The 18,493-nt window shown below is 70.0% G+C and carries 21 protein-coding genes; 16 read left to right on the top strand and 5 right to left on the bottom strand.

Going from position 1 to position 18,493, the window contains the following annotated elements; all coding sequences use genetic code 11:
- Nucleotides 1-20 precede the first annotated feature (20 nt).
- Nucleotides 21-776 (bottom strand): SDR family NAD(P)-dependent oxidoreductase, encoded by a 756-nt coding sequence (locus ASC60_RS28480; protein WP_055555909.1) that lies wholly within the window; start codon nt 774-776, stop codon nt 21-23.
- 208 nt (nt 777-984) lie between these two features.
- Between ASC60_RS28480 and ASC60_RS28485 the strand changes: the two genes are divergently transcribed.
- A complete protein-coding gene (locus tag ASC60_RS28485) occupies nt 985-2,217 on the top strand; it encodes a hypothetical protein (protein ID WP_055555911.1) in 1,233 nt (410 codons plus the stop codon).
- Here ASC60_RS28485 and ASC60_RS28490 read toward each other — a convergent pair.
- A complete protein-coding gene (locus ASC60_RS28490) occupies nt 2,207-2,539 on the bottom strand; it encodes a YnfA family protein (RefSeq protein ID WP_055555912.1) in 333 nt (110 codons plus the stop codon). The two genes, ASC60_RS28485 and ASC60_RS28490, sit on opposite strands and share 11 nt — an antisense overlap.
- A 26-nt stretch (nt 2,540-2,565) precedes the next feature.
- Nucleotides 2,566-3,114 carry a hypothetical protein gene (locus ASC60_RS28495; RefSeq protein ID WP_078510346.1) on the bottom strand — a complete coding sequence of 183 codons (549 nt, stop codon included), beginning with the start codon at nt 3,112-3,114 and terminating at the stop codon, nt 2,566-2,568.
- Between the two features lie 138 nt (nt 3,115-3,252).
- On the opposite strand from ASC60_RS28495, the gene hemL reads away from it, so the two are divergent.
- The 7 genes from hemL to ccsB all read left to right on the top strand — a co-directional run bounded on the left by hemL (nt 3,253) and on the right by ccsB (nt 11,000).
- Nucleotides 3,253-4,569: a glutamate-1-semialdehyde 2,1-aminomutase gene (gene hemL / locus ASC60_RS28500; RefSeq protein ID WP_079038692.1), complete on the top strand. Its 1,317-nt coding sequence runs from the start codon at nt 3,253-3,255 to the stop codon at nt 4,567-4,569.
- Between the two features lie 8 nt (nt 4,570-4,577).
- A complete protein-coding gene (locus ASC60_RS28505; RefSeq protein ID WP_199831076.1) occupies nt 4,578-5,264 on the top strand; it encodes a histidine phosphatase family protein in 687 nt (228 codons plus the stop codon).
- A gap of 163 nt (nt 5,265-5,427) precedes the next feature.
- Entirely contained in the window at nt 5,428-6,612 is a 1,185-nt protein-coding gene (locus ASC60_RS28510; protein WP_055555918.1) for a hypothetical protein, read from the top strand.
- Between the two features lie 99 nt (nt 6,613-6,711).
- Nucleotides 6,712-7,329, top strand: a complete 618-nt coding sequence (locus ASC60_RS28515) for a TlpA disulfide reductase family protein (RefSeq protein ID WP_055555920.1) — start codon at nt 6,712-6,714, stop codon at nt 7,327-7,329.
- Nucleotides 7,330-7,374: 45 nt separating this feature from the next.
- A complete protein-coding gene (locus ASC60_RS28520) occupies nt 7,375-8,097 on the top strand; it encodes a cytochrome c biogenesis CcdA family protein (RefSeq protein WP_370592974.1) in 723 nt (240 codons plus the stop codon).
- A 3-nt stretch (nt 8,098-8,100) separates the two neighbouring features.
- Nucleotides 8,101-9,909: a cytochrome c biogenesis protein ResB gene (locus ASC60_RS28525; RefSeq protein ID WP_107097188.1), complete on the top strand. Its 1,809-nt coding sequence runs from the start codon at nt 8,101-8,103 to the stop codon at nt 9,907-9,909.
- Nucleotides 9,906-11,000, top strand: a complete 1,095-nt coding sequence (gene ccsB, locus ASC60_RS28530) for a c-type cytochrome biogenesis protein CcsB (RefSeq protein ID WP_055555923.1) — start codon at nt 9,906-9,908, stop codon at nt 10,998-11,000. Before ASC60_RS28525 ends, ccsB begins: the two co-directional genes overlap by 4 nt.
- 41 nt (nt 11,001-11,041) lie before the next feature.
- Here ccsB and ASC60_RS28535 read toward each other — a convergent pair whose 3' ends face one another.
- Nucleotides 11,042-11,467: a PLD nuclease N-terminal domain-containing protein gene (locus tag ASC60_RS28535; protein WP_055555925.1), complete on the bottom strand. Its 426-nt coding sequence runs from the start codon at nt 11,465-11,467 to the stop codon at nt 11,042-11,044.
- Between the two features lie 89 nt (nt 11,468-11,556).
- On the opposite strand from ASC60_RS28535, the gene ASC60_RS28540 reads away from it, so the two are divergent.
- From ASC60_RS28540 to ASC60_RS28550, 3 genes are all read left to right on the top strand, one after another.
- A complete protein-coding gene (locus ASC60_RS28540) occupies nt 11,557-13,008 on the top strand; it encodes a menaquinone biosynthesis decarboxylase (protein ID WP_055555927.1) in 1,452 nt (483 codons plus the stop codon).
- Nucleotides 13,005-13,907 (top strand): menaquinone biosynthesis prenyltransferase MqnP, encoded by a 903-nt coding sequence (gene mqnP, locus ASC60_RS28545; protein WP_055555929.1) that lies wholly within the window; start codon nt 13,005-13,007, stop codon nt 13,905-13,907. Before ASC60_RS28540 ends, mqnP begins: the two co-directional genes overlap by 4 nt.
- A gap of 62 nt (nt 13,908-13,969) precedes the next feature.
- Complete coding sequence (locus tag ASC60_RS28550) at nt 13,970-14,638, top strand: UbiX family flavin prenyltransferase (RefSeq protein ID WP_055555931.1); 669 nt, start codon at nt 13,970-13,972, stop codon at nt 14,636-14,638.
- Here the strand turns inward: ASC60_RS28550 and ASC60_RS41815 are convergent.
- Nucleotides 14,635-14,802 carry a hypothetical protein gene (locus ASC60_RS41815; protein ID WP_159043333.1) on the bottom strand — a complete coding sequence of 56 codons (168 nt, stop codon included), beginning with the start codon at nt 14,800-14,802 and terminating at the stop codon, nt 14,635-14,637. The two genes, ASC60_RS28550 and ASC60_RS41815, sit on opposite strands and share 4 nt — an antisense overlap.
- A 126-nt stretch (nt 14,803-14,928) precedes the next feature.
- Between ASC60_RS41815 and ASC60_RS28555 the strand changes: the two genes are divergently transcribed.
- The 5 genes from ASC60_RS28555 to ASC60_RS28575 all read left to right on the top strand — a co-directional run bounded on the left by ASC60_RS28555 (nt 14,929) and on the right by ASC60_RS28575 (nt 18,399).
- On the top strand, nt 14,929-15,390 hold the full coding sequence (locus ASC60_RS28555; protein WP_055555933.1) for an Lrp/AsnC family transcriptional regulator: 462 nt from the start codon (nt 14,929-14,931) through the stop codon (nt 15,388-15,390).
- A gap of 64 nt (nt 15,391-15,454) precedes the next feature.
- On the top strand, nt 15,455-16,636 hold the full coding sequence (gene mqnE / locus ASC60_RS28560) for an aminofutalosine synthase MqnE (protein ID WP_055555935.1): 1,182 nt from the start codon (nt 15,455-15,457) through the stop codon (nt 16,634-16,636).
- A gap of 58 nt (nt 16,637-16,694) precedes the next feature.
- The gene (locus ASC60_RS28565) at nt 16,695-17,351 is read left to right on the top strand and encodes a UdgX family uracil-DNA binding protein (protein WP_055555936.1); all 657 of its coding nucleotides are present in this window, start codon (nt 16,695-16,697) and stop codon (nt 17,349-17,351) included.
- Between the two features lie 109 nt (nt 17,352-17,460).
- Entirely contained in the window at nt 17,461-17,985 is a 525-nt protein-coding gene (locus ASC60_RS28570; RefSeq protein ID WP_055555938.1) for a GNAT family N-acetyltransferase, read from the top strand.
- A gap of 90 nt (nt 17,986-18,075) precedes the next feature.
- Nucleotides 18,076-18,399 (top strand): DUF4229 domain-containing protein, encoded by a 324-nt coding sequence (locus ASC60_RS28575; protein ID WP_199831077.1) that lies wholly within the window; start codon nt 18,076-18,078, stop codon nt 18,397-18,399.
- Nucleotides 18,400-18,493: the final 94 nt, after the last annotated feature.

Consider the following 18,493-nt stretch of genomic DNA (forward strand, 5'->3'; position numbering starts at 1 on the left):
CGTGACCGGCGGCCCCGGCCTCAGCGCTCCCGGTGGACCTTGTGCTGGGCAGCCTGGGCGCGGGGGCGGATCACCATCAGGTCGACGTTGACGTGGGAGGGCCGGGTGACCGTCCAGGCGACGGTGTCGGCGACGTCGTCCGCGGTCAGCGGCTCGGCCACACCCTCGTAGACGGCGGCTGCCTTGCCCTCGTCCCCGCGGAACCGGTTCACCGCGAACTCGTCCGTCATGACCATGCCCGGCGCGATCTCGATCACCCGCACCGGCTCGCCGCACAGCTCCAGCCGCAGCGTGCCCGCGATCGCGTGCGCGCCGTGCTTGGCGGCCACGTAACCGCCGCCGCCCTCGTACTGGATGTGGCCCGCCGTGGAGGACAGCACCACGATCGTGCCGTCGCCGGACGCGATGAGGGCGGGCAGCAGGGCCTGCGTCACATGGAGCACGCCCATCACGTTGACCTCGTACATCGCACGCCAGTCGGCCGGGTCGGAGGCCGCGACGCTCTCGGCGCCGATGGCCCCGCCCGCGTTGTTGACCAGCACGTCACAGCGGTCGACGTGATCGGCGAAGGTGGCGACGGCGTCCCGGTCGGTGACGTCCAGGACGTACGGCACGGCCTCGTGCCCCGCCTCCGTCAGCTCCGCCGCCAGCGCCTCGACGCGGTCCTTGCGGCGCGCGGCGAGGACGACGCGAAATCCGGCCGCGGCGAGCCTGCGGGCGGTGGCTGCCCCGATCCCACTGCTGGCCCCGGTGATGACTGCGGTACGGGTGGTCATCGGCCCTCCTGCGGCGACGTGGCGTGCGTGATCGCGGTACGGAAATCGCACTGTGATCCATAAGCAGGATATGACCTTCCGATATGCGGCCGATCGGGGGACTGAAGATCGCAAACCGCTATCCGGCCCTGGCCCCGGGGAAGAGTGCACTGCGTCCGGCGCGCCGCCGGTCTCGGAGTGACCCATGCCCAAGGAGTGAATTCAGGCCATGACCCATCAGAACAGAACGCTGTACCGGTCCCGTCGGTCCTTCCGCCGCTGGGGCGTCGCCTCCGCCGGAGCCCTCGCGGCGGCGGCGCTGGTGGCCGGCGCGCCGTCGGTCGCATGGGCCGCGGGCACTACGCCGAACCCGTCGTCGGCCTCCGTATGCCCCCAGGACCAGGAGCAGCACGGGGACCGCAACCATGGGGATGGCCAGCAGCAGGGCAACAACCACCAGCAGCACGACAACGGGCATCACGCCAATGGGCAGCACGACAACGGGCATCACGCCAATGGGCAGCACGGCAACGGGCAGCACGGCAACAACAGCCAGTCCGGCAACAGCGGGCAATCCGGCAGCGGCTGGTACGGCAACGGGCAGCAGCAGGGCAACGGGCAGCAGCAGGGCAACGGTCAGTCCGGTAACGGTCAGGCGGCCCATGGGCAGTACGGGAACGGCCAGCACGGCAACGGCCAGGCGGCCCATGGGCAGTACGGGAACGGTCAGTCCGGCAACGGCCAGTCCGGTAACGGTCAGGCGGCCCATGGGCAGTACGGGAACGGCCAGCACGGCAACGGCCAGGCGGCCCATGGCCAGATGACCAACGGCCAGATGACCAACGGCCAAGCGGCCAACGGCCAGGCCGCCCAGAACGGCCGCCAGGACGGCCGTCCGCAGCGTTGGCAGCGCGAGAACAGCGCCCCGCAGGGTCACGGCTACCAGCAGCGTGGCATGGGCCAGTACGGCGAGTCGGCCCCGACCGAGATGGCCCCGCAGGACCGTTTCGGCGCCCCGTCCGCCCACGGTGACCACCAGGACGACCACGCCCGCAAGGACCACCAGGCGCAGCAGAACCACCAGTCCGGCACCGACAACGCGCAGAGCACGAGCGGGCCGGTGACGCTGGAGCGGGCCGTGGAGATCGCCGAGTGCGAGGTCGGCGGCCGGGCCATCAGCGCCGAGCTGGTGGACGACTGCCCCGGGGACGACGCGCAGCAGAACAACCAGGGCAAGGACGACCACCGCCAGGACCAGCAGCACCGGGACCCGCGCCACGACCACAAGCAGCAGGAGCCGCGCCACAAGGACGGCGACCACAAGGTGTGGGCCGTGGACGTCGAGTGCGGCGACACCGTCACCCGGGTGCTGATCGACCCGGACACCGGCTGCGTCCTCAGCTCAACTCAGCAGGAGGAGGACGAGGACCACGGGCACCACGGGCGTCCGCTCACCTTCTAGGCGCGTACATGATCACGGCGACACCGGCCAGGCAGATGAACGCACCGAGAACATCGAATCGGTCGGGCCGGTAGCCATCGGCGACCATGCCCCAGGCGAGTGATCCGGCGACGAAGACGCCGCCGTACGCGGCGAGGATGCGGCCGAAGTCCGCGTCCGGCTGGAGCGTGGCGACGAAACCGTAGGCGCCCAGGGCGACGACCCCGGCGCCGATCCAGGCCCATCCCCTGTGCTCGCGCACACCCTGCCAGACCAGCCAGGCGCCTCCGATCTCCAGGAGGGCGGCCAGGACGAACAGGCTGACGGAGCGTGCGATGAGCATGGGGGGAAGGCTAGATCACGGCCCGCTCAGGGCCAGACCAGGCAGTACGGCTGGTGGCCCGCCTCGTGCAGCCGGTGGCTGAAGTCCTGCCACTCGTGGAGCAGTTGGTAGACCAGGAACGCGTCGCGCGGACCGCCGCGGTCCGGGACCGTGGACCAGATGAAGGCGGCGGCTCCCACCGCCTCCTCGCCGACGCCGCGCAGCGGGTCGACGGCGGTCATCGGCAGCTTGACGACGGCGTAGTCCGGGTGCAGGACGACCAGTTCGAGCGGGGGCACCTTGTGCAGGGGGACGCCCTCGATGCCGGTGAGGACCATCGCGGCCACCGTCTCCGGCTTGATCTTGGTGAACATGCCGTGGCCCAGCTCGTCGCCGCCGAGTTCCTCGGGGCGCATGGAGATGGGGACCCGGGCCGCGGTGGCCCCGTCGGGCGCGCCGAAGTACTTGTAGGTCACCCCCATGCGGCCCCCGCTCCTGCTTGCCCTGCCCGCGTCTTCTCGCCGATGGCGTCCGGGGCGGGCACGCTCGGGGCCTCGATCGTCAGTCCCTTCACCCAGTTCGCCACCGCGATGCATATCTCCACCCGACCACTCGCGGCCGCCGCCGCGCAACCCGAACATTGCGACTGATCAAACTGATCAATATGACTGAGACCTCCCCCGCGTCGGCGTTGTGAAACTCCCGGCGGCAGGACTCCGTCACCCTCTGACAACATGGCTTGCGTGAGCTATCCGTACGCAGCCCCAGTTTCGCAGACGCTTTTCGATCGTGCGGCCGTCGTGACGCCCGGCGGCGTGAACTCTCCGGTCCGGGCTTTCCGCGCCGTCGGAGGTACGCCCCGCTTTATGGTGTCCGGTGACGGTCCGTACCTCACCGATGCCGACGGCCGCGAGTACGTCGACCTCGTGTGTTCGTGGGGACCGATGATCCTCGGCCATTCACACCCCGAGGTGATCGCGGCCGTCCAGGCCGCCGTCGCACGGGGTACGTCGTTCGGTACGCCGGGCGAGGGCGAGGTCGAACTCGCCGAGGAGATCGTGGCCCGGGTCGGCCCCGTCGAGCAGGTGCGCCTGGTGTCGTCCGGCACCGAGGCGACGATGTCGGCGATCCGGCTGGCCCGCGGGTTCACCGGCCGCCCCAAGGTGATCAAGTTCGCCGGTTGCTACCACGGCCATGTGGACGCCCTGCTGGCCGCGGCCGGGTCCGGGGTGGCGACCTTCGGGCTGCCGGACACCCCCGGGGTGACGGGCGCGCAGGCGGGGGAGACCCTCGTGCTGCCGTACAACGACCTGGAGGCGGTGCGGGCGGCGTTCGCCGCGCACCCGGGCGAGATCGCCTGCGTGATCACCGAGGCGGCGCCGGGCAACATGGGCGTGGTGCCGCCGCTGCCGGGGTTCAACGCGGGCCTGAAGCAGTTGTGCTCCGACAACGGCGCGCTCTACATCTCCGACGAGGTCATGACCGGCTTCCGGGTCTCCAGGGCCGGCTGGTTCGGGCTCGACGGGGTCGTACCCGATCTGATGACCTTCGGGAAGGTCATGGGCGGCGGCTTCCCGGCCGCGGCCTTCGGCGGCCGCAGCGATGTGATGGCGCAGCTCGCCCCGGCGGGCCCGGTCTACCAGGCGGGCACGCTGTCCGGGAACCCGGTCGCGACGGCGGCCGGTGTGGCGCAGCTGCGGCTGCTGGACGACGCGGCGTACGCAAAGGTCGACGCGGCCTCCGCGCAGCTGCGGGCGCTGGCGAGCGAGGCGCTGGAGAAGGCGGGCGTCGCGCACAGGGTGCAGAACGCGGGCAGCATGTTCACCGTCTTCTTCACCGACGAGGACGTCACGGACTACGCCAAGGCGAAGGCGCAGCAGGCGTTCCGCTTCACCCCCTTCTTCCACTCGATGCTGTCCCAGGGCGTCTATCTGCCGCCGTCGGCCTTCGAGTCGTGGTTCGTCTCGACGGCCCATGACGAGCGGGCGCTGGAGCGGGTGGCGGAGGCGTTGCCGGGGGCGGCGCGGGCCGCCGCCGAGGCGGCTGAATGATGGGTGGCATGACACAGAGCGAGAACGACATCACCGTCGTCCATGTGATGCGCCACGGCGAGGTGGAGAACCCGGAGGGCGTGCTGTACGGGCGTCTGCCGGGCTACCACCTGTCCGAGCTGGGCCGCCGCATGGCCGACCGGGTCGCCGAGCACCTCGCTGAGCGCGACATCACCCATGTGGTCGCCTCCCCGCTGGAGCGGGCCCAGGAGACGGCCGCGCCGATCGGCAAGGCGCACGGTCTGGACGTGGCCGTCGACCAGCGGCTGATCGAGGCGGCGAACGCTTTCCAGGGGAAGACCTTCGGGGTCGGCGACGGCGCGCTGCGCAGGCCGTCCAACTGGCGTCATCTCACCAACCCCTTCCGTCCCTCCTGGGGCGAGCCGTACATCGACCAGGTGGTGCGGATGATGGGGGCGCTGGGCGCGGCGCGCGACGCCGCCCGTGGGCATGAGGCGGTCTGCGTCAGTCATCAGCTGCCGATCTGGATCGTGCGCAGCTTCGTGGAGCGGCGGCGGCTGTGGCACGACCCGCGCAAGCGGCAGTGCACCCTGGCCAGCCTCACCAGCTTCACGTACCGCGGCGACAAGATCGTGTCCGTCGGGTACAGCGAACCGGCCCGTGATCTGGTCCCGGCCCATCTCCTCGCGGGAGCGAAGAAGGTGAAGGGGGCCTCCAAGGGGGTCGGCGCGTGACCAGCACGCTGTAGGTGCCTCATCGCAGGGGGTCATCGATCCCGGGCTATTGTGCCGGGACTGTAAGTGAGCGCGTCCGTGCGGAACCGCGCTATTCGTCTCGCCATCTCAAAGGTCGTCCGTGCCCGGACAACCAGTACGGCGAGTGCGAATTGAGGACGCTATGCGTGAGGTCAGCCGGAGGGGGATCCTAGGTCTCGGTATGGGGGCGGTCGCGTCACTGACCGCTGTCGGCTGCTCCTCATCGGGGTCGGGCAAGGCGGCGCCGAAGAGGACGGCGCAGGCGAAGCCGATAGGTGATGGTTCCACTTCCCGTGGGGTGAGTCGGCCGAAGGATCCCGAGCCGGAGCGTCTTGAGCGGGGGCAGAAGCCGCCGCAGTTCGTGGTGTTCTCCTGGGACGGCGCGGGAGAGGTCGGCAACGGCCTCTTCCCGCGTTTCCGGAAGCTCGCCGAGGATCACGGCGCGACCATGACGTTCTTCCTCTCCGGCCTTTACTGCCTGCCGGAGTCGAAGAAGTCGCTCTACAAGCCGCCGAACAACCCGGTGGGCGCCTCCGACATCGGCTATCTCTCCGACGACCACATCAAGGCGACGCTGCGGAACGTGCGTCTGGCCTGGCTGGAGGGGCATGAGATAGGGACCCACTTCAACGGTCACTTCTGCTCCGGCCGCGGCACCGTCGCCGACTGGACGTCCGCCCAGTGGGAGTCCGAGGTCGAGCAGGCCGTGTCGTTCGTCACGCAGTGGCGTACGAACACCGGATTCAAGGATGTCGATCCGCTGCCCTTCGATTACCGAGAGGAACTGATCGGCGGGCGCACCCCCTGTCTGCTGGGGCAGCAGAATCTGCTGCCGACCGCCCGCAAGCTCGGCTGGCGCTATGACGCCAGTTCGCCCGGCGGCCGCCAGGTGTGGCCGTCGAAGAAGCAGGGGCTGTGGGACTATCCGCTGCAGCAGATTCCCTTCCCCGGCCATTCCTTCGAAGTGCTGTCGATGGATTACAACATCCTGGCCAACCAGTCGCGGAATTCCACGAACGCACCGCCCGCCAACTACCCGGGCTGGCGCAAGCAGGCCGCCGACGCCTACATCGCCGGTTTCCAGCGCGCCTACGAGACCAATCGCGCCCCGTTCTTCATCGGAAACCACTTCGAGAAGTGGAACGGCGGCATCTATATGGACGCCGTCGAGGAAGCGCTCAAGCACATGGCCGACGAGAAGCACAAGGACGTGCGGCTGGTGTCCTTCAAACAGCTCACGGACTGGATGGACGCGCAGGATCCGGCGGTGCTCGCGGACCTTCAGGGGTTCGGTGTGGGCGAGGCGTGGCGCGCGAGCGGCCGCTGACCGCCCCGCCCCGGGCCGGTGGGGCCCGCGGCGCCGGGGCCGGGGAGGCGCCGAGGGGGGTGGGGAAGATCCCCAAAAGGGCCATGCGAAACTTTTCACATGAGTGCCTGCCGCGCCCCTCGGCGCCTCGCGACCTTCCGTCGCGCAACCGTGCTGGCCACCGGGGCCGCGGTTGCCGCGCTGTCCCTCTCCGCCTGTGGTAGCGGCGGCACCTCGGGCGGCTCGGCCGATACCAAGTTCGTGCAGGGCAAGGGCGGCATCGACACCGTGCCCGAGAAGGACCGCCAGGACGCCCCCGAGCTGTCCGGCAAGACCCTCGAGGGCAAGCCGCTCGACGTGGCCGACTACAAGGGCAAGATCGTCGTCCTGAACGTATGGGGTTCCTGGTGCGCGCCCTGCCGGGCCGAGGCCCCGAACCTCGCGAAGGTCGCCAAGGACACCAAGGCCAAGGGCGTCCAGTTCATCGGGATCAACACGCGCGACGGCAACCGAGCCCCCGCGCTCAGGTTCGAGAAGGCGTTCAAGGTCGACTACCCGAGCCTGTACGACCCGATCGGCAAGCTGATGCTGCGCTTCCCCAAGGGGAGCCTCAACCCGCAGGCCATCCCGTCGACCATCGTGCTGGACCGGGACGGCAGGATCGCGGCCCGCGCGCTCACCCCGCTCAGCGAGGACAGCATGCGCAAGATGGTCGACCCGCTCATCGCGGAGAAGTGACCTCTTGTGATGACGCTCGCCGCCACAGGCGCGAATGAGACGGTGATGACCGGCGCGCTGCTGCTCGCGCTGCCGATCGCCGTCCTCGGCGGACTGGTCTCGTTCTTCTCCCCCTGTGTGCTGCCCCTGGTGCCGGGCTACATGTCGTACGTCACCGGGATCACCGGTACGGATCTGGCGGAGGCCAGACGCGGCCGGATGGTCGCGGGCGCCTCGCTCTTCGTGCTCGGCTTCACCGCCGTCTTCGTCTCCGGCGGAGCCCTCTTCGGCCACTTCGGCTGGACCCTCCAGGAGCACAAGGAGACCCTCTCCAAGATCCTCGGGGCCGTCACGATCCTGATGGGCCTGGCCTTCATGGGGCTGCTGAAGGGCTTCGGCCAGCGGGAGTTCCGCTTCCACATCACGCCCACGATGGGGCTGGCCGGCGCGCCCGTGCTGGGCGCCCTGTTCGGCGTGGGCTGGACGCCGTGCCTGGGGCCCACCCTCACCGCCGTCCAGGCGCTGGCGTTCAATGAGGGGAGCGCCGGTCGCGGCGCTCTGCTGACCGTCGCTTACTGCGTCGGGCTCGGGCTGCCGTTCGTCGCCGTCGCGGTGGCCTACCGGCGCGCGCTGGGCGCCTTCGCCTGGGTCAAGCAGCACTACGTGTGGGTGATGCGGACCGGCGGCGGTCTGCTCATCGCCCTGGGGGTGCTGCTGCTCACAGGCGCCTGGGACAGCATCATGAGCGACACGCAGAGCTGGGCTCAGGGCTTCAACGTTGGGATCTGATCCATGTCCACCACCGATACCGACTCCGCGGCCGGGAAGGCGGCTGAGAACGCGGCCGAGAACGCGGCCGAGCAGACGGCCGACGGCGGCGCGGGCGCCGAGGAGCGCGAGCTGGGCGCCGCGGGCTCGCAGCTTTCCACCGCGCCCGTCGAGGAGCTCAGCGTCCCCTCGCTGGGGCCGCTCGGCTGGGCCAGGTGGTTCTGGCGGCAGCTGACCTCGATGCGGGTCGCCCTGCTGCTGCTCTTCCTGCTCTCGCTGGGCTCGATCCCGGGCTCGCTGATCCCGCAGACCAGCATCGACCAGCTCAAGGTCCAGGACTTCAAGGACAAGCACCCGACCCTCACCCCGGTCTACGAGAAGCTCCAGCTCTTCCACGTCTACAGCTCGGTGTGGTTCTCGGCGATCTACATCCTGCTGTTCATCTCGCTCATCGGCTGCATCGTGCCGCGCACCTGGCAGTTCGTGGGCCAGCTGCGCGGCCGCCCGCCGGCCGCCCCGCGCCGGCTCACCCGGCTCCCCGCGTACACCACCTGGCGCAGCGACGCCGAGCCGGAGAAGGTGCTGGAGGCCGCGCAGCGGATCATGAAGCGGAGGCGCTTCCGCAGCCGGATCACCGGGAGCGCGGTCGCCGCCGAGAAGGGCTACCTGCGCGAGGTCGGCAATCTGCTGTTCCACACCGCGCTGATCGTGCTGCTGGTCTCCTTCGCCGCGGGCCAGCTGTGGAAGACCGAGGGCAGCAGCCTGATCACCGAGGGCGGCGGCTTCTCCAACAGCCTGACCCAGTACGACGACATCAAGACCGGGCAGCTGTTCAAGAGCGAGGACCTGGCGCCCTTCAGCTTCCAGCTGGACCGCTTCCACGCGACCTACGAGCGCAGCGGCCCCCAGATGCGCACGCCGCGCACCTTCCGCGCCGATGTCACCTACTGGGACGGGGTGGACGGGCCCGCCCGCAAGACCTCGATCAAGGTGAACGATCCGCTGGAGATCCAGAACTACAAGGTCTACCTGCTGAACCACGGCTACTCGCCGGTCGTCACGGTCCGGGACGGCCAGGGCAACGTGGTCCACAAGGGGCCGGTGGTCGGGCTGCCGATCGACGGGGCCAACCTCACCGAGAGCATGGTGATCAAGCTCGGTGACTACCGCGACAAGAACGGCAAGCGTGACCAGGTCGCCTACCAGGGGCAGTTCCTGCCGACCTGGGTGCGCAGCAAGGGGATGTTCTCCCAGTTCCCGGCGCTGGACAATCCGGCGCTGGTGCTGACGGCCTACCACGGCAGCCTCGGCATCGACGGCGGCACTCCGCAGAGCGTGTACCAGCTCGACAAGTCGCGGATGAGGCAGTACCGGGAGGCCGACGGGAAGACCAAGTTCGCCCGGGCGCTCGCGCCCGGCGACACGATGAAGCTGCCGGGCGGCGAGGGCTCGCTGACCTTCGACGGCGTCAAGAGCTGGGCCAGCTTCCAGATCTCGCACAAGCCGGGCGACCAGACCGCCCTTCTGGGCGCCGTGGGCGCCCTGGTGGGCCTGGTCGGCTCGCTGTTCATCCAGCGCCGCCGGATCTGGATCCGGGCGGTGAAGGGCTCGGACGGCGCGACCGTCGTCGAGATGGCCGGGCTCGGCCGCAGCGAATACGCCAAGCTCCCCGAGGAGCTGGGTGATCTGGCCGTCCGGCTGCAGACGGACGCGCCCCCCACGGCAGAACCGGAAGACGGCACCGATGAGGACGGCCCGAAGGCCGCGTCGACCCCCGGAGACACCGAAGAGCCTGCACACCCCGCAGATCCCGCAGAAGGAGCGAGCGCGTGAACCTCGCGGCCGCAGTCAACGAGAATCTCGCCCATTACAGCAATGTGCTGGTCTACACGGCGATGGCGATCTACACCCTCGCCTTCCTCGCCCATATCGCCGAGTGGGTCTTCGGCAGCCGCAGCGCCGTGGGCCGCACCGCCGCCGCGCTCACCACCGGGACCGGGGCCGCCAACCGCGCCTCGGTCACGGTGCGGACCGCCGAGAAGGGCGGCGGCACCGCCGTGCTGGAGCGCCCGAAGGTCATCACCCGGTCCGCCGCGGGCAGCCGCGACGTCCCGGACGGGCCGGGCGCCGCGGGCGGCACCGAGCAGGGCGATGTCTACGGCCGGATCGCGGTGGGCCTCACCGTGCTGGCGTTCCTCACTCATGCCGGTGGTGTCCTCACCCGCGCGCTGTCCGTGGAGCGCGCGCCCTGGGGCAACATGTACGAGTTCTCCACGACCTTCGCCATGGTCGCGGTCGCCACATACCTCGTGCTGCTCGCGCTGAAGAAGAACGTGCGCTGGATCGGTCTGCCCCTGGTCACCACGGTCCTCCTCGACCTCGGACTCGCTGTCTCTGTCTTGTACACCGACAGCGACCAATTGGTTCCGGCCCTGCACTCGTACTGGCTGTGGATCCACGTCAGCTGCGCGATCATCTCCGGCGCCGCGCTGTACATGGGAGCCGTCTCCACGCTGCTCTACCTGTTCCGCGACCGGTACGAGGCGCAGCTGGAGAACCCGGAGGGCAAGCAGTTCCGCCAGGGCGTCAAGTCCGTGCTGGCGCGGGTGCCGTCGGCGGCGTCGCTGGACAAGTTCGCGTACCGCATCAACGCCACGGTCTTCCCGCTGTGGACCTTCACGATCATCGCGGGCGCGATCTGGGCCGAGGCGGCCTGGGGCCGCTACTGGGGCTGGGACCCCAAGGAGGTCTGGTCGTTCATCACCTGGGTCGCCTACGCCGGCTATCTGCACGCCCGGGCCACCGCGGGCTGGAAGGGTCGCAAGGCCGCGTACCTCGCGCTGATCGCCTTCGCCTGCTACCTGTTCAACTACTACGGCGTCAACATCTTCATCACCGGCAAGCACTCCTACGCCGGAGTCTGACCCCGGCGTTCAGCCCCGCCGCCCCGCCGCCCGCGCCGTCTTCAGGACGCCGCGGGCGGCGTGCTGTCGTCCGGGCCGCCCTCGCCGCCCTTGCGGCGCAGCTCCTCCTCGCGGCGGCGCAGATCCGCCTCCCAGCTCTTGAGCAGCTCCTCGTCGCGGCCCTCGGGCGCCGCCGCGCCGCGCGCCTCCGGAGCGTCCTCGGGGGACTTCGGCGCGTCCCCCAGGGACTTCAGGAACTCCGGGTTGTCGTCCGGGGCGACCCACTCGCGCCGCGCCCCGGCCGTCGTGGCCCGCTTGCCTCCCACCAGCAGCCAGGAGATCGAGCCCACCACCGGGAACAGCAGGACGAGGATCGCCCAGAGCGGCTTGGGGATATAGCGGACGTCCCGCTCTTCGGTGGTGATGCAGTCGATGAACGCGTAGATGCTGAGTGCCAGCGGCACCAGGATCATCAGCACCCGGAGCATGAGGCGATCCCCCTGCGTGTGGTGTTCGGGGCGGTTCGGGCGGGCCCCAGTTACGGGACCAGGGTAGTGCGTACCGGATACTGGGAGGCATGGCTTATGACGATCTTCGTTCCTTTCTGCGGGCGCTCGACAGGGAAGGCGACCTCAAGCGCGTCAAGGCCGAAGTCGATCCGTATCTGGAGATCGGCGAGATCGTCGACCGCGTGAACAAGGCGGGCGGTCCCGCGCTGCTCTTCGAGAACGTCAAGGGCGCGGCGATGCCGCTGGCCATGAACGTGTTCGGCACGGATCGCCGGTTCCTCAAGGCCCTGGGCCTGCGCTCGTACGACGAGATCAGCGAGAAGATCGGCGGGCTGGTCAAGCCCGAGCTGCCGCAGGGCTTCGGCGGGTTGCGCGAGGCGTTCGGCAAGCTCGGCTCCATGGCGCACGTACCGCCGAAGAAGGTGAAGGAGGCGCCGGTCCAGGAGACCGTGCTGACCGGCGACGACGTCGATCTCGACGCGCTTCCGGCGCTGTTCACCTGGCCCGAGGACGGCGGCTCGTTCTTCAACCTCGGCCTCACCCACACCAAGCACCCGGAGACCGGGGTGCGCAACCTCGGCCTCTACCGCCTCCAGCGCCATGACCGCCGCACCATCGGCATGCACTGGCAGATCCACAAGGACAGCCGCAACCACTACCAGGTGGCGGCCCGGCGCGGGGAGAGGCTGCCGGTCGCGATCGCCTTCGGCGCGCCGCCCGCCGTGACGTACGCGTCGACCGCCCCGCTGCCCGGTGACATCGACGAGTACCTGTTCGCGGGGTTCCTGCAGGGCCGGCGGGTCGAGATGGTCGACTGCAAGACGGTGCCGCTCCAGGTCCCGGCCGCCGCCGAGGTCGTCATCGAGGGCTGGCTGGAGCCCGGGGAGATGCTGCCGGAGGGGCCGTTCGGCGACCACACCGGCTTCTACACGCCCCAGGAGCCGTTCCCGGCGCTGACCATCGACTGTGTGACGATGCGGTCCCGGCCGCTGCTGCAGTCGATCGTGGTGGGCCGTCCGCCGACCGAGGACGGGCCGCTGGGGCGGGCGACCGAGCGGTTCTTCCTCCCGCTCCTCAAGATCATCATCCCGGACATCGTGGACTACCACCTCCCCGAGTCGGGCGGCTTCCACAACTGTGCGATCGTCTCGATCGACAAGAAGTACCCCAAGCACGCGCAGAAGGTCATGCACGCCATCTGGGGCGCCCACATGATGTCGCTGACCAAGCTGATCGTCGTCGTCGACGCGGACTGTGACGTACACGATCTGCACGAGGTGTCCTGGCGCGCGCTGGGGAACACCGACTACGCCCGCGATCTGACCGTGGTCGAGGGCCCGGTCGACCATCTCGACCACGCCTCCTACCAGCAGTTCTGGGGCGGCAAGGCGGGCATCGACGCCACCGCCAAGTGGCCCGAGGAGGGCTACACCCGCGACGGCGGCTGGCCGCACATGGTCGAGTCCGATCCGGAGGTAGCCGATCGGGTGACCCGACGCTGGAAGGAACTCGGACTGTGACCTCCGCTGCCGCCGCCGTACCGCAGCCCGGTCGGACCAGGTCGTTCCTGCGCCTGGTGATGATCGAGCATTCCGTCTTCGCGCTGCCCTTCGCGTACACCGCCGCGCTGACCGCGATGCGGCTGTGGGACGGCAGCGTCCACTGGACCAAGCTGCTGCTGATCACGGTCGCGATGGTGGGTCTGCGCACCTTCGCGATGGCCGCCAACCGGATCATCGACCGCGAGATCGACGCGCGGAACCCGCGGACCGCCTCCCGCGAGCTGGTCACCGGCGCGGTCTCGGTGCGCACCGCCTGGACCGGGGCGCTGGTCGCGCTCGTCGTCTTCCTGGGCGCCGCCGCGCTGCTCAACCCGCTGTGCCTGGCGCTGGCGCCGGTCGCGGTCGTCCCGATGGTGGTCTATCCGTACGGCAAGCGGTTCACCGACTTCCCGCACGCCATCCTGGGCCTCGCCCAGGCCATGGGCCCGATCGGGGCCTGGATCGGGGTCACCGGCCAGTGGTCGTGGGACGCGGTGATCCTCGGCCTCGCGATCGGCATCTGGATCGGCGGGTTCGACCTGATCTACGCCTGCCAGGACGTGGCCGCCGACCGGGCGCACGGGGTGCGGTCCGTACCGGCGCGTTTCGGTATCGCGGGGGCGCTCCACGGGGCGCGCGCCTGCCATGTGATCACCACGCTGCTGCTGGTCTGGTACGCGCTGGCCACCGGCGCCGGGGTCTTCTTCTGGCTGGGGCTGGTGATCGTGGCGGCGGCGTTCGCGTATGAGCACACGATCGTGCGCCCGGACGATCTCTCCCGCCTGAACCGCGCCTTCTTCACGGTGAACGGCTTCATCGGAATCGCCCTGTTCTGCTGCGCTCTGCTCGACCTGGTGGTGCGGGGCCTCGGCCCGTGAGACCCGCCGGATAGGCTCGGTGTGTGGAGCCGCCGCACGGGCCGAACAGGCCGCACGAAGAAGTGAGCAGACGCCGGCCCTGGGTGGTCGGCGTGTCCGGCGCGTCCGGGACGCCGTACGCCGCCTCGGTGCTGCGCGCGCTGCTGCACGCGGGGGAGGCCGTCGACCTCGTGATCAGCCGCTCCTCGCGGCTGACGCTGCTGGACGAGACGGGGATCGGCTTCCGGGACGCGCACTGGCGGGAGGATCTGCGCCGCTGGCTGGCGCGCGGCGCGGACGGTACGCCCGACGCCTTCGACGTACCCGTGGACGCGGCGGATGTGCGGCACTGGGCGGCCGGGGACCTGGCCGCCGGGCCGTCGTCGGGCAGTTACGCCGTCAAGGGGATGCTGATCGTCCCCGCGAGCACCGCGTGTGTGGCCGGGGTCGCGCTGGGGCTGTCGAAGGATCTGCTGCAGCGGGCCGCGAGCGTGACGCTCAAGGAGCGGCGCCCGCTCGTGGTGGCGGTGCGGGAGACCCCGCTGAACGGGCAGACCCTGCGGCATCTGGTGACGCTGGACGAGGCGGGCGCCGTGGTGCTGCCCGCCTCGCCGGCGTTCTACGCGGGGGCGACGCACATCCAGGATCTGGTGGACTTCGTCGCGGGGCGGGTGCTGGACGCGGCGGGGGTGCCGCACAAGCTGTACCGCCGGTGGGAGGGGGAACTCGGTGGAGACCGGGGACCGGATTAGGGGGTCCAGCGCTTCCTGGCGCGGGCGGCGCGGGCCGCGACGACGGCCGCGCGGCGGGCCGTGCGGGACACGGGACGGTCGGGGGTGCGGATCACGGCACGCGAGCGGCCGGCCAGTTCCCGCAGCTCCAGCATGCGGGCTTCAAGACCTTCGATCGTGTACACGGTGAGTTCTCATCTCCTGAGATAACAGGCCGAACGCCTAGATGATTTGCAGGACTTGTGGCCATGATGCCTTAGATTCTACATGTAATGACGCTCTAACCCTGAATAATGGAAGGCGCACGGCATATGGACGCGGTGGACAGGCAGCTCATCCAGGCCCTGCGGGAGAACGGCAGGGCCTCCTACGCGGAGCTGGGCAGGCTCGTCGGCCTCTCCGGACCCAGCGTCACGGACCGGATCAACCGCCTGGAGGCGGCCGGGGTGATCACCGGCTATCGCGCGACCGTGGACGCGGCCTCCCTCGGGCTCGGCGTCACCGCCCTCATCGGCATCCAGCTCTCCGACGCCACCGACCACGAGGAGTTGGCGCACCGGCTGCGCGACCTCTCCGAGATCGAGGACTGCTGGTTCATCGCGGGCGACGACTCGTACATGCTCAAGGTGCGCGCCTCGGACGTGGACGGTCTGGAGCGCACGATCCGCAGACTGTCCGGCACCAAGGGCGTCTCCCGGACGCGTAGCACGATCGTGCTGTCCACGAAGTGGGAGAACCGGGTCGGCGAACTCCCCGAGGACACCGAGGCGTAGTCTCGGCTTCAGGCCGACACCGGCACGACGACGTAGGGCCAGACGTATGGGAGGCGGCCGTCGCATGAGCGCAGCGACACACGACGCGGGTTTCAAGCGGGAGTTGGAGCAGAAGGTTCTCGCGGGGGAGCGGCTCACCCGTGAGGACGGCCTCGCCCTGTACGAGTCCGACGATCTGGCCTGGCTGGGCGGGCTCGCCCACGAGGTGCGCACCCGCAAGAACGGCGACGTCGTCCACTTCAACGTCAACCGTCATCTCAACATGACGAACGTGTGCACCGCGTCCTGCGCCTACTGCTCCTTCCAGCGCAAGCCGGGGGAGAAGGACGCGTACACGATGCGCATCGAGGAGGCCGTCCGCCTCGCCAAGGCGATGGAGAACGACAAGCTCACCGAGCTGCACATCGTCAACGGACTGCACCCCACCCTGCCGTGGCGCTACTACCCGCGGTCGCTGAAGGCGCTCAAGGAGGCGCTGCCCGCGGAGGTGTCGCTGAAGGCCTTCACCGCCACCGAGATCCACCACTTCGAGAAGATCTCCGGAATGTCCGCGTCCGAGATCCTGGACGAGCTGATCGACGCCGGTCTGGAGTCGCTGACCGGCGGCGGCGCGGAGATCTTCGACTGGGAGGTCCGGCAGCACATCGTCGACCACGACACCCACTGGGAGGACTGGTCGCGCATCCACCGGTTGGCGCACGAGAAGGGCCTCAAGACCCCGTGCACCATGCTGTACGGGCACGTCGAGGAGCCCCGGCACCGGGTGGACCACGTGCTGCGGCTGCGTGAGCTGCAGGACGAGACCGGCGGCTTCCAGGTCTTCATCCCGCTGCGCTACCAGCACGACTTCGTGGACATGCGGGACGGCAAGATCCGCAACCGGCTGCAGGCGCGCACCTCCATGGCGACCGGCGCGGAGGCGCTGAAGACCTTCGCGGTCTCCCGGCTGCTGTTCGACAACGTCCCGCACGTCAAGGTCTTCTGGGTGATGCACGGGGTGCAGACCGCGCAGCTCGCCCTCAACCACGGCGCTGACGACATGGACGGCTCGGTCGTCGAGTACAAGATCACGCACGACGCGGACAACTACGGCACGCCGAACAAGCTGACCCGCGACGACCTGCTGGACCTGATCCGGGACGCGGGCTTCCGCCCGGTGGAGCGCAACACCCGGTACGAGACCATCCGCGAGTACGAGGGCCCGGACCCGGCCCGGCGCGAGTCGCCGCAGCCGATGCGGGTGTGACACCGCTCGTGCGGGCGGTGACCGTCTTAAGGGGCGGGCCGGCGGGTACTCGGCGCGCATGAGCGCCCGTACCGCCCCCGAGGACGCGTACACCGCCGAGCCCTTCGTGCCCGGAGGGCCCGGCGCCGGTCTGGACGCGCTCCGGGAGGCGGCCGCCGGATGCCGCGGCTGTCCGCTGCACCGCGAGGCCACCCAGACCGTGTTCGGCGCGGGCGCCCCGGACGCCCGTGTCCTCCTCGTCGGCGAGCAGCCCGGCGACCAGGAGGACCGGCAGGGCAAGCCGTTCGTCGGGCCCGCGGGCAGGGTGCTGACCCGGGCGCTGGACGAGGCCGGGGTGGAGCCGGACGAGACGTACATCACGAACGCCGTCAAGCACTTCACGTTCACGGTCGTCCCCGAGCGCGGCAAGCGGCGCATCCACAAACCGCCCAGCCTGCGCGAGATGACCGCCTGCCGCCCCTGGCTGGTCGCGGAGGTGGCGGCGATCGACCCCGAGATGATCGTGGCGCTCGGCGCGACCGCCGGGAAGGCACTGCTGGGGTCGTCGTTCCGGGTGACCGAGCAGCGCGGGACGCTGCTGCCGTGCCCCGCGCTGGACGACCACGAGATGGTCGCCACGATCCACCCGTCCGCCGTGCTGCGGGCCGACGACCGCGAGGCCGTCTACCGGGGGCTGGTGTCGGACCTGCGGGTCGTGGCGGAGGCCCTGGGCTGAGGGCCATAGCCGGGCTCCTGCGCCAAGCTCCTGCGCCAAGCTCCTGCGCCGGGCTCCTGCGCCGGGCCGGGGGCCTGGCCCGGGCATCTGCTCGGATATCGTCGTCCGCATGCCGCTGACGTTCGACCTCGACCCCGAGACCACCCCTGAGCTGCTCGACTCGATCCGTACGCTCTGGGCCGACGTCTCGAACGCGGGCGGGGCGGTCGGCTTCGTACCGCCGGTGACCACGGAGGACGTACGGCCCGAGCTGATCAAGCACCTGACCGCGATGGCCGAGGGGCGCACCCGGCTGCTCGTCGGCCGGGACGAGAGCGGCGCGGCGGCCGCGACCGCCTTCTTCACCCTCAACACCCACCGGCTGATGCGGCACTGGTGCTGGCTCTACAGCGTGATGGTGCACCCCTCCCACCAGGGCAAGGGTTACGGCCGCGACCTGATGGCCGCCGTCGAGGAGGCCGCGCGCGGGATGGACGGCATCCGGGGGATACGGCTCACCTGCCGGGGCGGCACCGGGGTGGACCGGTTCTACGCCGGATGCGGCTACAAGGAGGTCGGCCGGGTGCCGGGGGCGATCAAGGTCGCGGACGACGATTTCCGCGACGACATCACCATGTGGCTGCCGCTGATCTGAGCGCGCCGAACCGGCTACCGCTGAATTGATCAGAAACCGGACGTGATTCACTGGGAGGGCAGGAACTTCCAGCAGAAAGAGGACCCCGCCGTGTCTCTCAAGCCGAGCGCCACGTTCCGCTACACCAGCATGCGCCTGGGGATCTTCGCCGGTTGCTTTCTGATCATGTGGGGCCTGGTCTACTTCCGCGTGGTCCCCGCCGGCCTCGGCGCCTCCAACCTGTTCTGGGTCGTCCTGCTCGCGCTGGTCGTGTCCGCCCCGCTCAGCTTCGTCCTGCTGCGCAAGCAGCGCGAGGCCATGGCGGTGCAGGTCGCCGAGCGCGTGGACCGGGCCAAGGAGCGGCTGGCGGCGAGCCAGAGCCAGGAGGACGGCGCGCAGGACGGCGCACAGGCCGGCGCGCGCAACAGCGCGTAGGACGGCGTGTAAGGCTCCTCACACCCCGCACAGGTTTCCGGCGCCCCCTGGGCCAGCAGCCGCTGGCCCAGGGGGCGTTGAGCTGTTTCCGGCC

Origin of the sequence: Streptomyces sp. NBRC 110028 (assembly GCF_001417735.1) — a bacterium.
Taxonomy (GTDB): Bacteria; Actinomycetota; Actinomycetes; order Streptomycetales; family Streptomycetaceae; genus Streptomyces.

What these genes read in the sequence shown, in the direction of transcription:
- ASC60_RS28570 (WP_055555938.1), top strand. Translation starts at nt 17,461, where the DNA reads ATGCCGCTGACGTTCGACCTCGACCCCGAGACCACCCCTGAGCTGCTC.
- ASC60_RS28510 (WP_055555918.1), top strand. Translation starts at nt 5,428, where the DNA reads ATGCGTGAGGTCAGCCGGAGGGGGATCCTAGGTCTCGGTATGGGGGCG.
- mqnE (WP_055555935.1), top strand. Translation starts at nt 15,455, where the DNA reads ATGAGCGCAGCGACACACGACGCGGGTTTCAAGCGGGAGTTGGAGCAG.
- ASC60_RS28495 (WP_078510346.1), bottom strand. Translation starts at nt 3,114, where the DNA reads ATGCATCGCGGTGGCGAACTGGGTGAAGGGACTGACGATCGAGGCCCC.
- ASC60_RS28565 (WP_055555936.1), top strand. Translation starts at nt 16,695, where the DNA reads ATGAGCGCCCGTACCGCCCCCGAGGACGCGTACACCGCCGAGCCCTTC.
- hemL (WP_079038692.1), top strand. Translation starts at nt 3,253, where the DNA reads ATGGCTTGCGTGAGCTATCCGTACGCAGCCCCAGTTTCGCAGACGCTT.
- ASC60_RS28525 (WP_107097188.1), top strand. Translation starts at nt 8,101, where the DNA reads ATGTCCACCACCGATACCGACTCCGCGGCCGGGAAGGCGGCTGAGAAC.
- ASC60_RS28485 (WP_055555911.1), top strand. Translation starts at nt 985, where the DNA reads ATGACCCATCAGAACAGAACGCTGTACCGGTCCCGTCGGTCCTTCCGC.
- ASC60_RS28490 (WP_055555912.1), bottom strand. Translation starts at nt 2,539, where the DNA reads ATGCTCATCGCACGCTCCGTCAGCCTGTTCGTCCTGGCCGCCCTCCTG.
- ASC60_RS28540 (WP_055555927.1), top strand. Translation starts at nt 11,557, where the DNA reads ATGGCTTATGACGATCTTCGTTCCTTTCTGCGGGCGCTCGACAGGGAA.
- ASC60_RS28520 (WP_370592974.1), top strand. Translation starts at nt 7,375, where the DNA reads ATGACCGGCGCGCTGCTGCTCGCGCTGCCGATCGCCGTCCTCGGCGGA.
- ASC60_RS28555 (WP_055555933.1), top strand. Translation starts at nt 14,929, where the DNA reads ATGGACGCGGTGGACAGGCAGCTCATCCAGGCCCTGCGGGAGAACGGC.
- ASC60_RS28480 (WP_055555909.1), bottom strand. Translation starts at nt 776, where the DNA reads ATGACCACCCGTACCGCAGTCATCACCGGGGCCAGCAGTGGGATCGGG.
- ASC60_RS28505 (WP_199831076.1), top strand. Translation starts at nt 4,578, where the DNA reads ATGACACAGAGCGAGAACGACATCACCGTCGTCCATGTGATGCGCCAC.
- ASC60_RS28515 (WP_055555920.1), top strand. Translation starts at nt 6,712, where the DNA reads ATGAGTGCCTGCCGCGCCCCTCGGCGCCTCGCGACCTTCCGTCGCGCA.
- ASC60_RS28535 (WP_055555925.1), bottom strand. Translation starts at nt 11,467, where the DNA reads ATGCTCCGGGTGCTGATGATCCTGGTGCCGCTGGCACTCAGCATCTAC.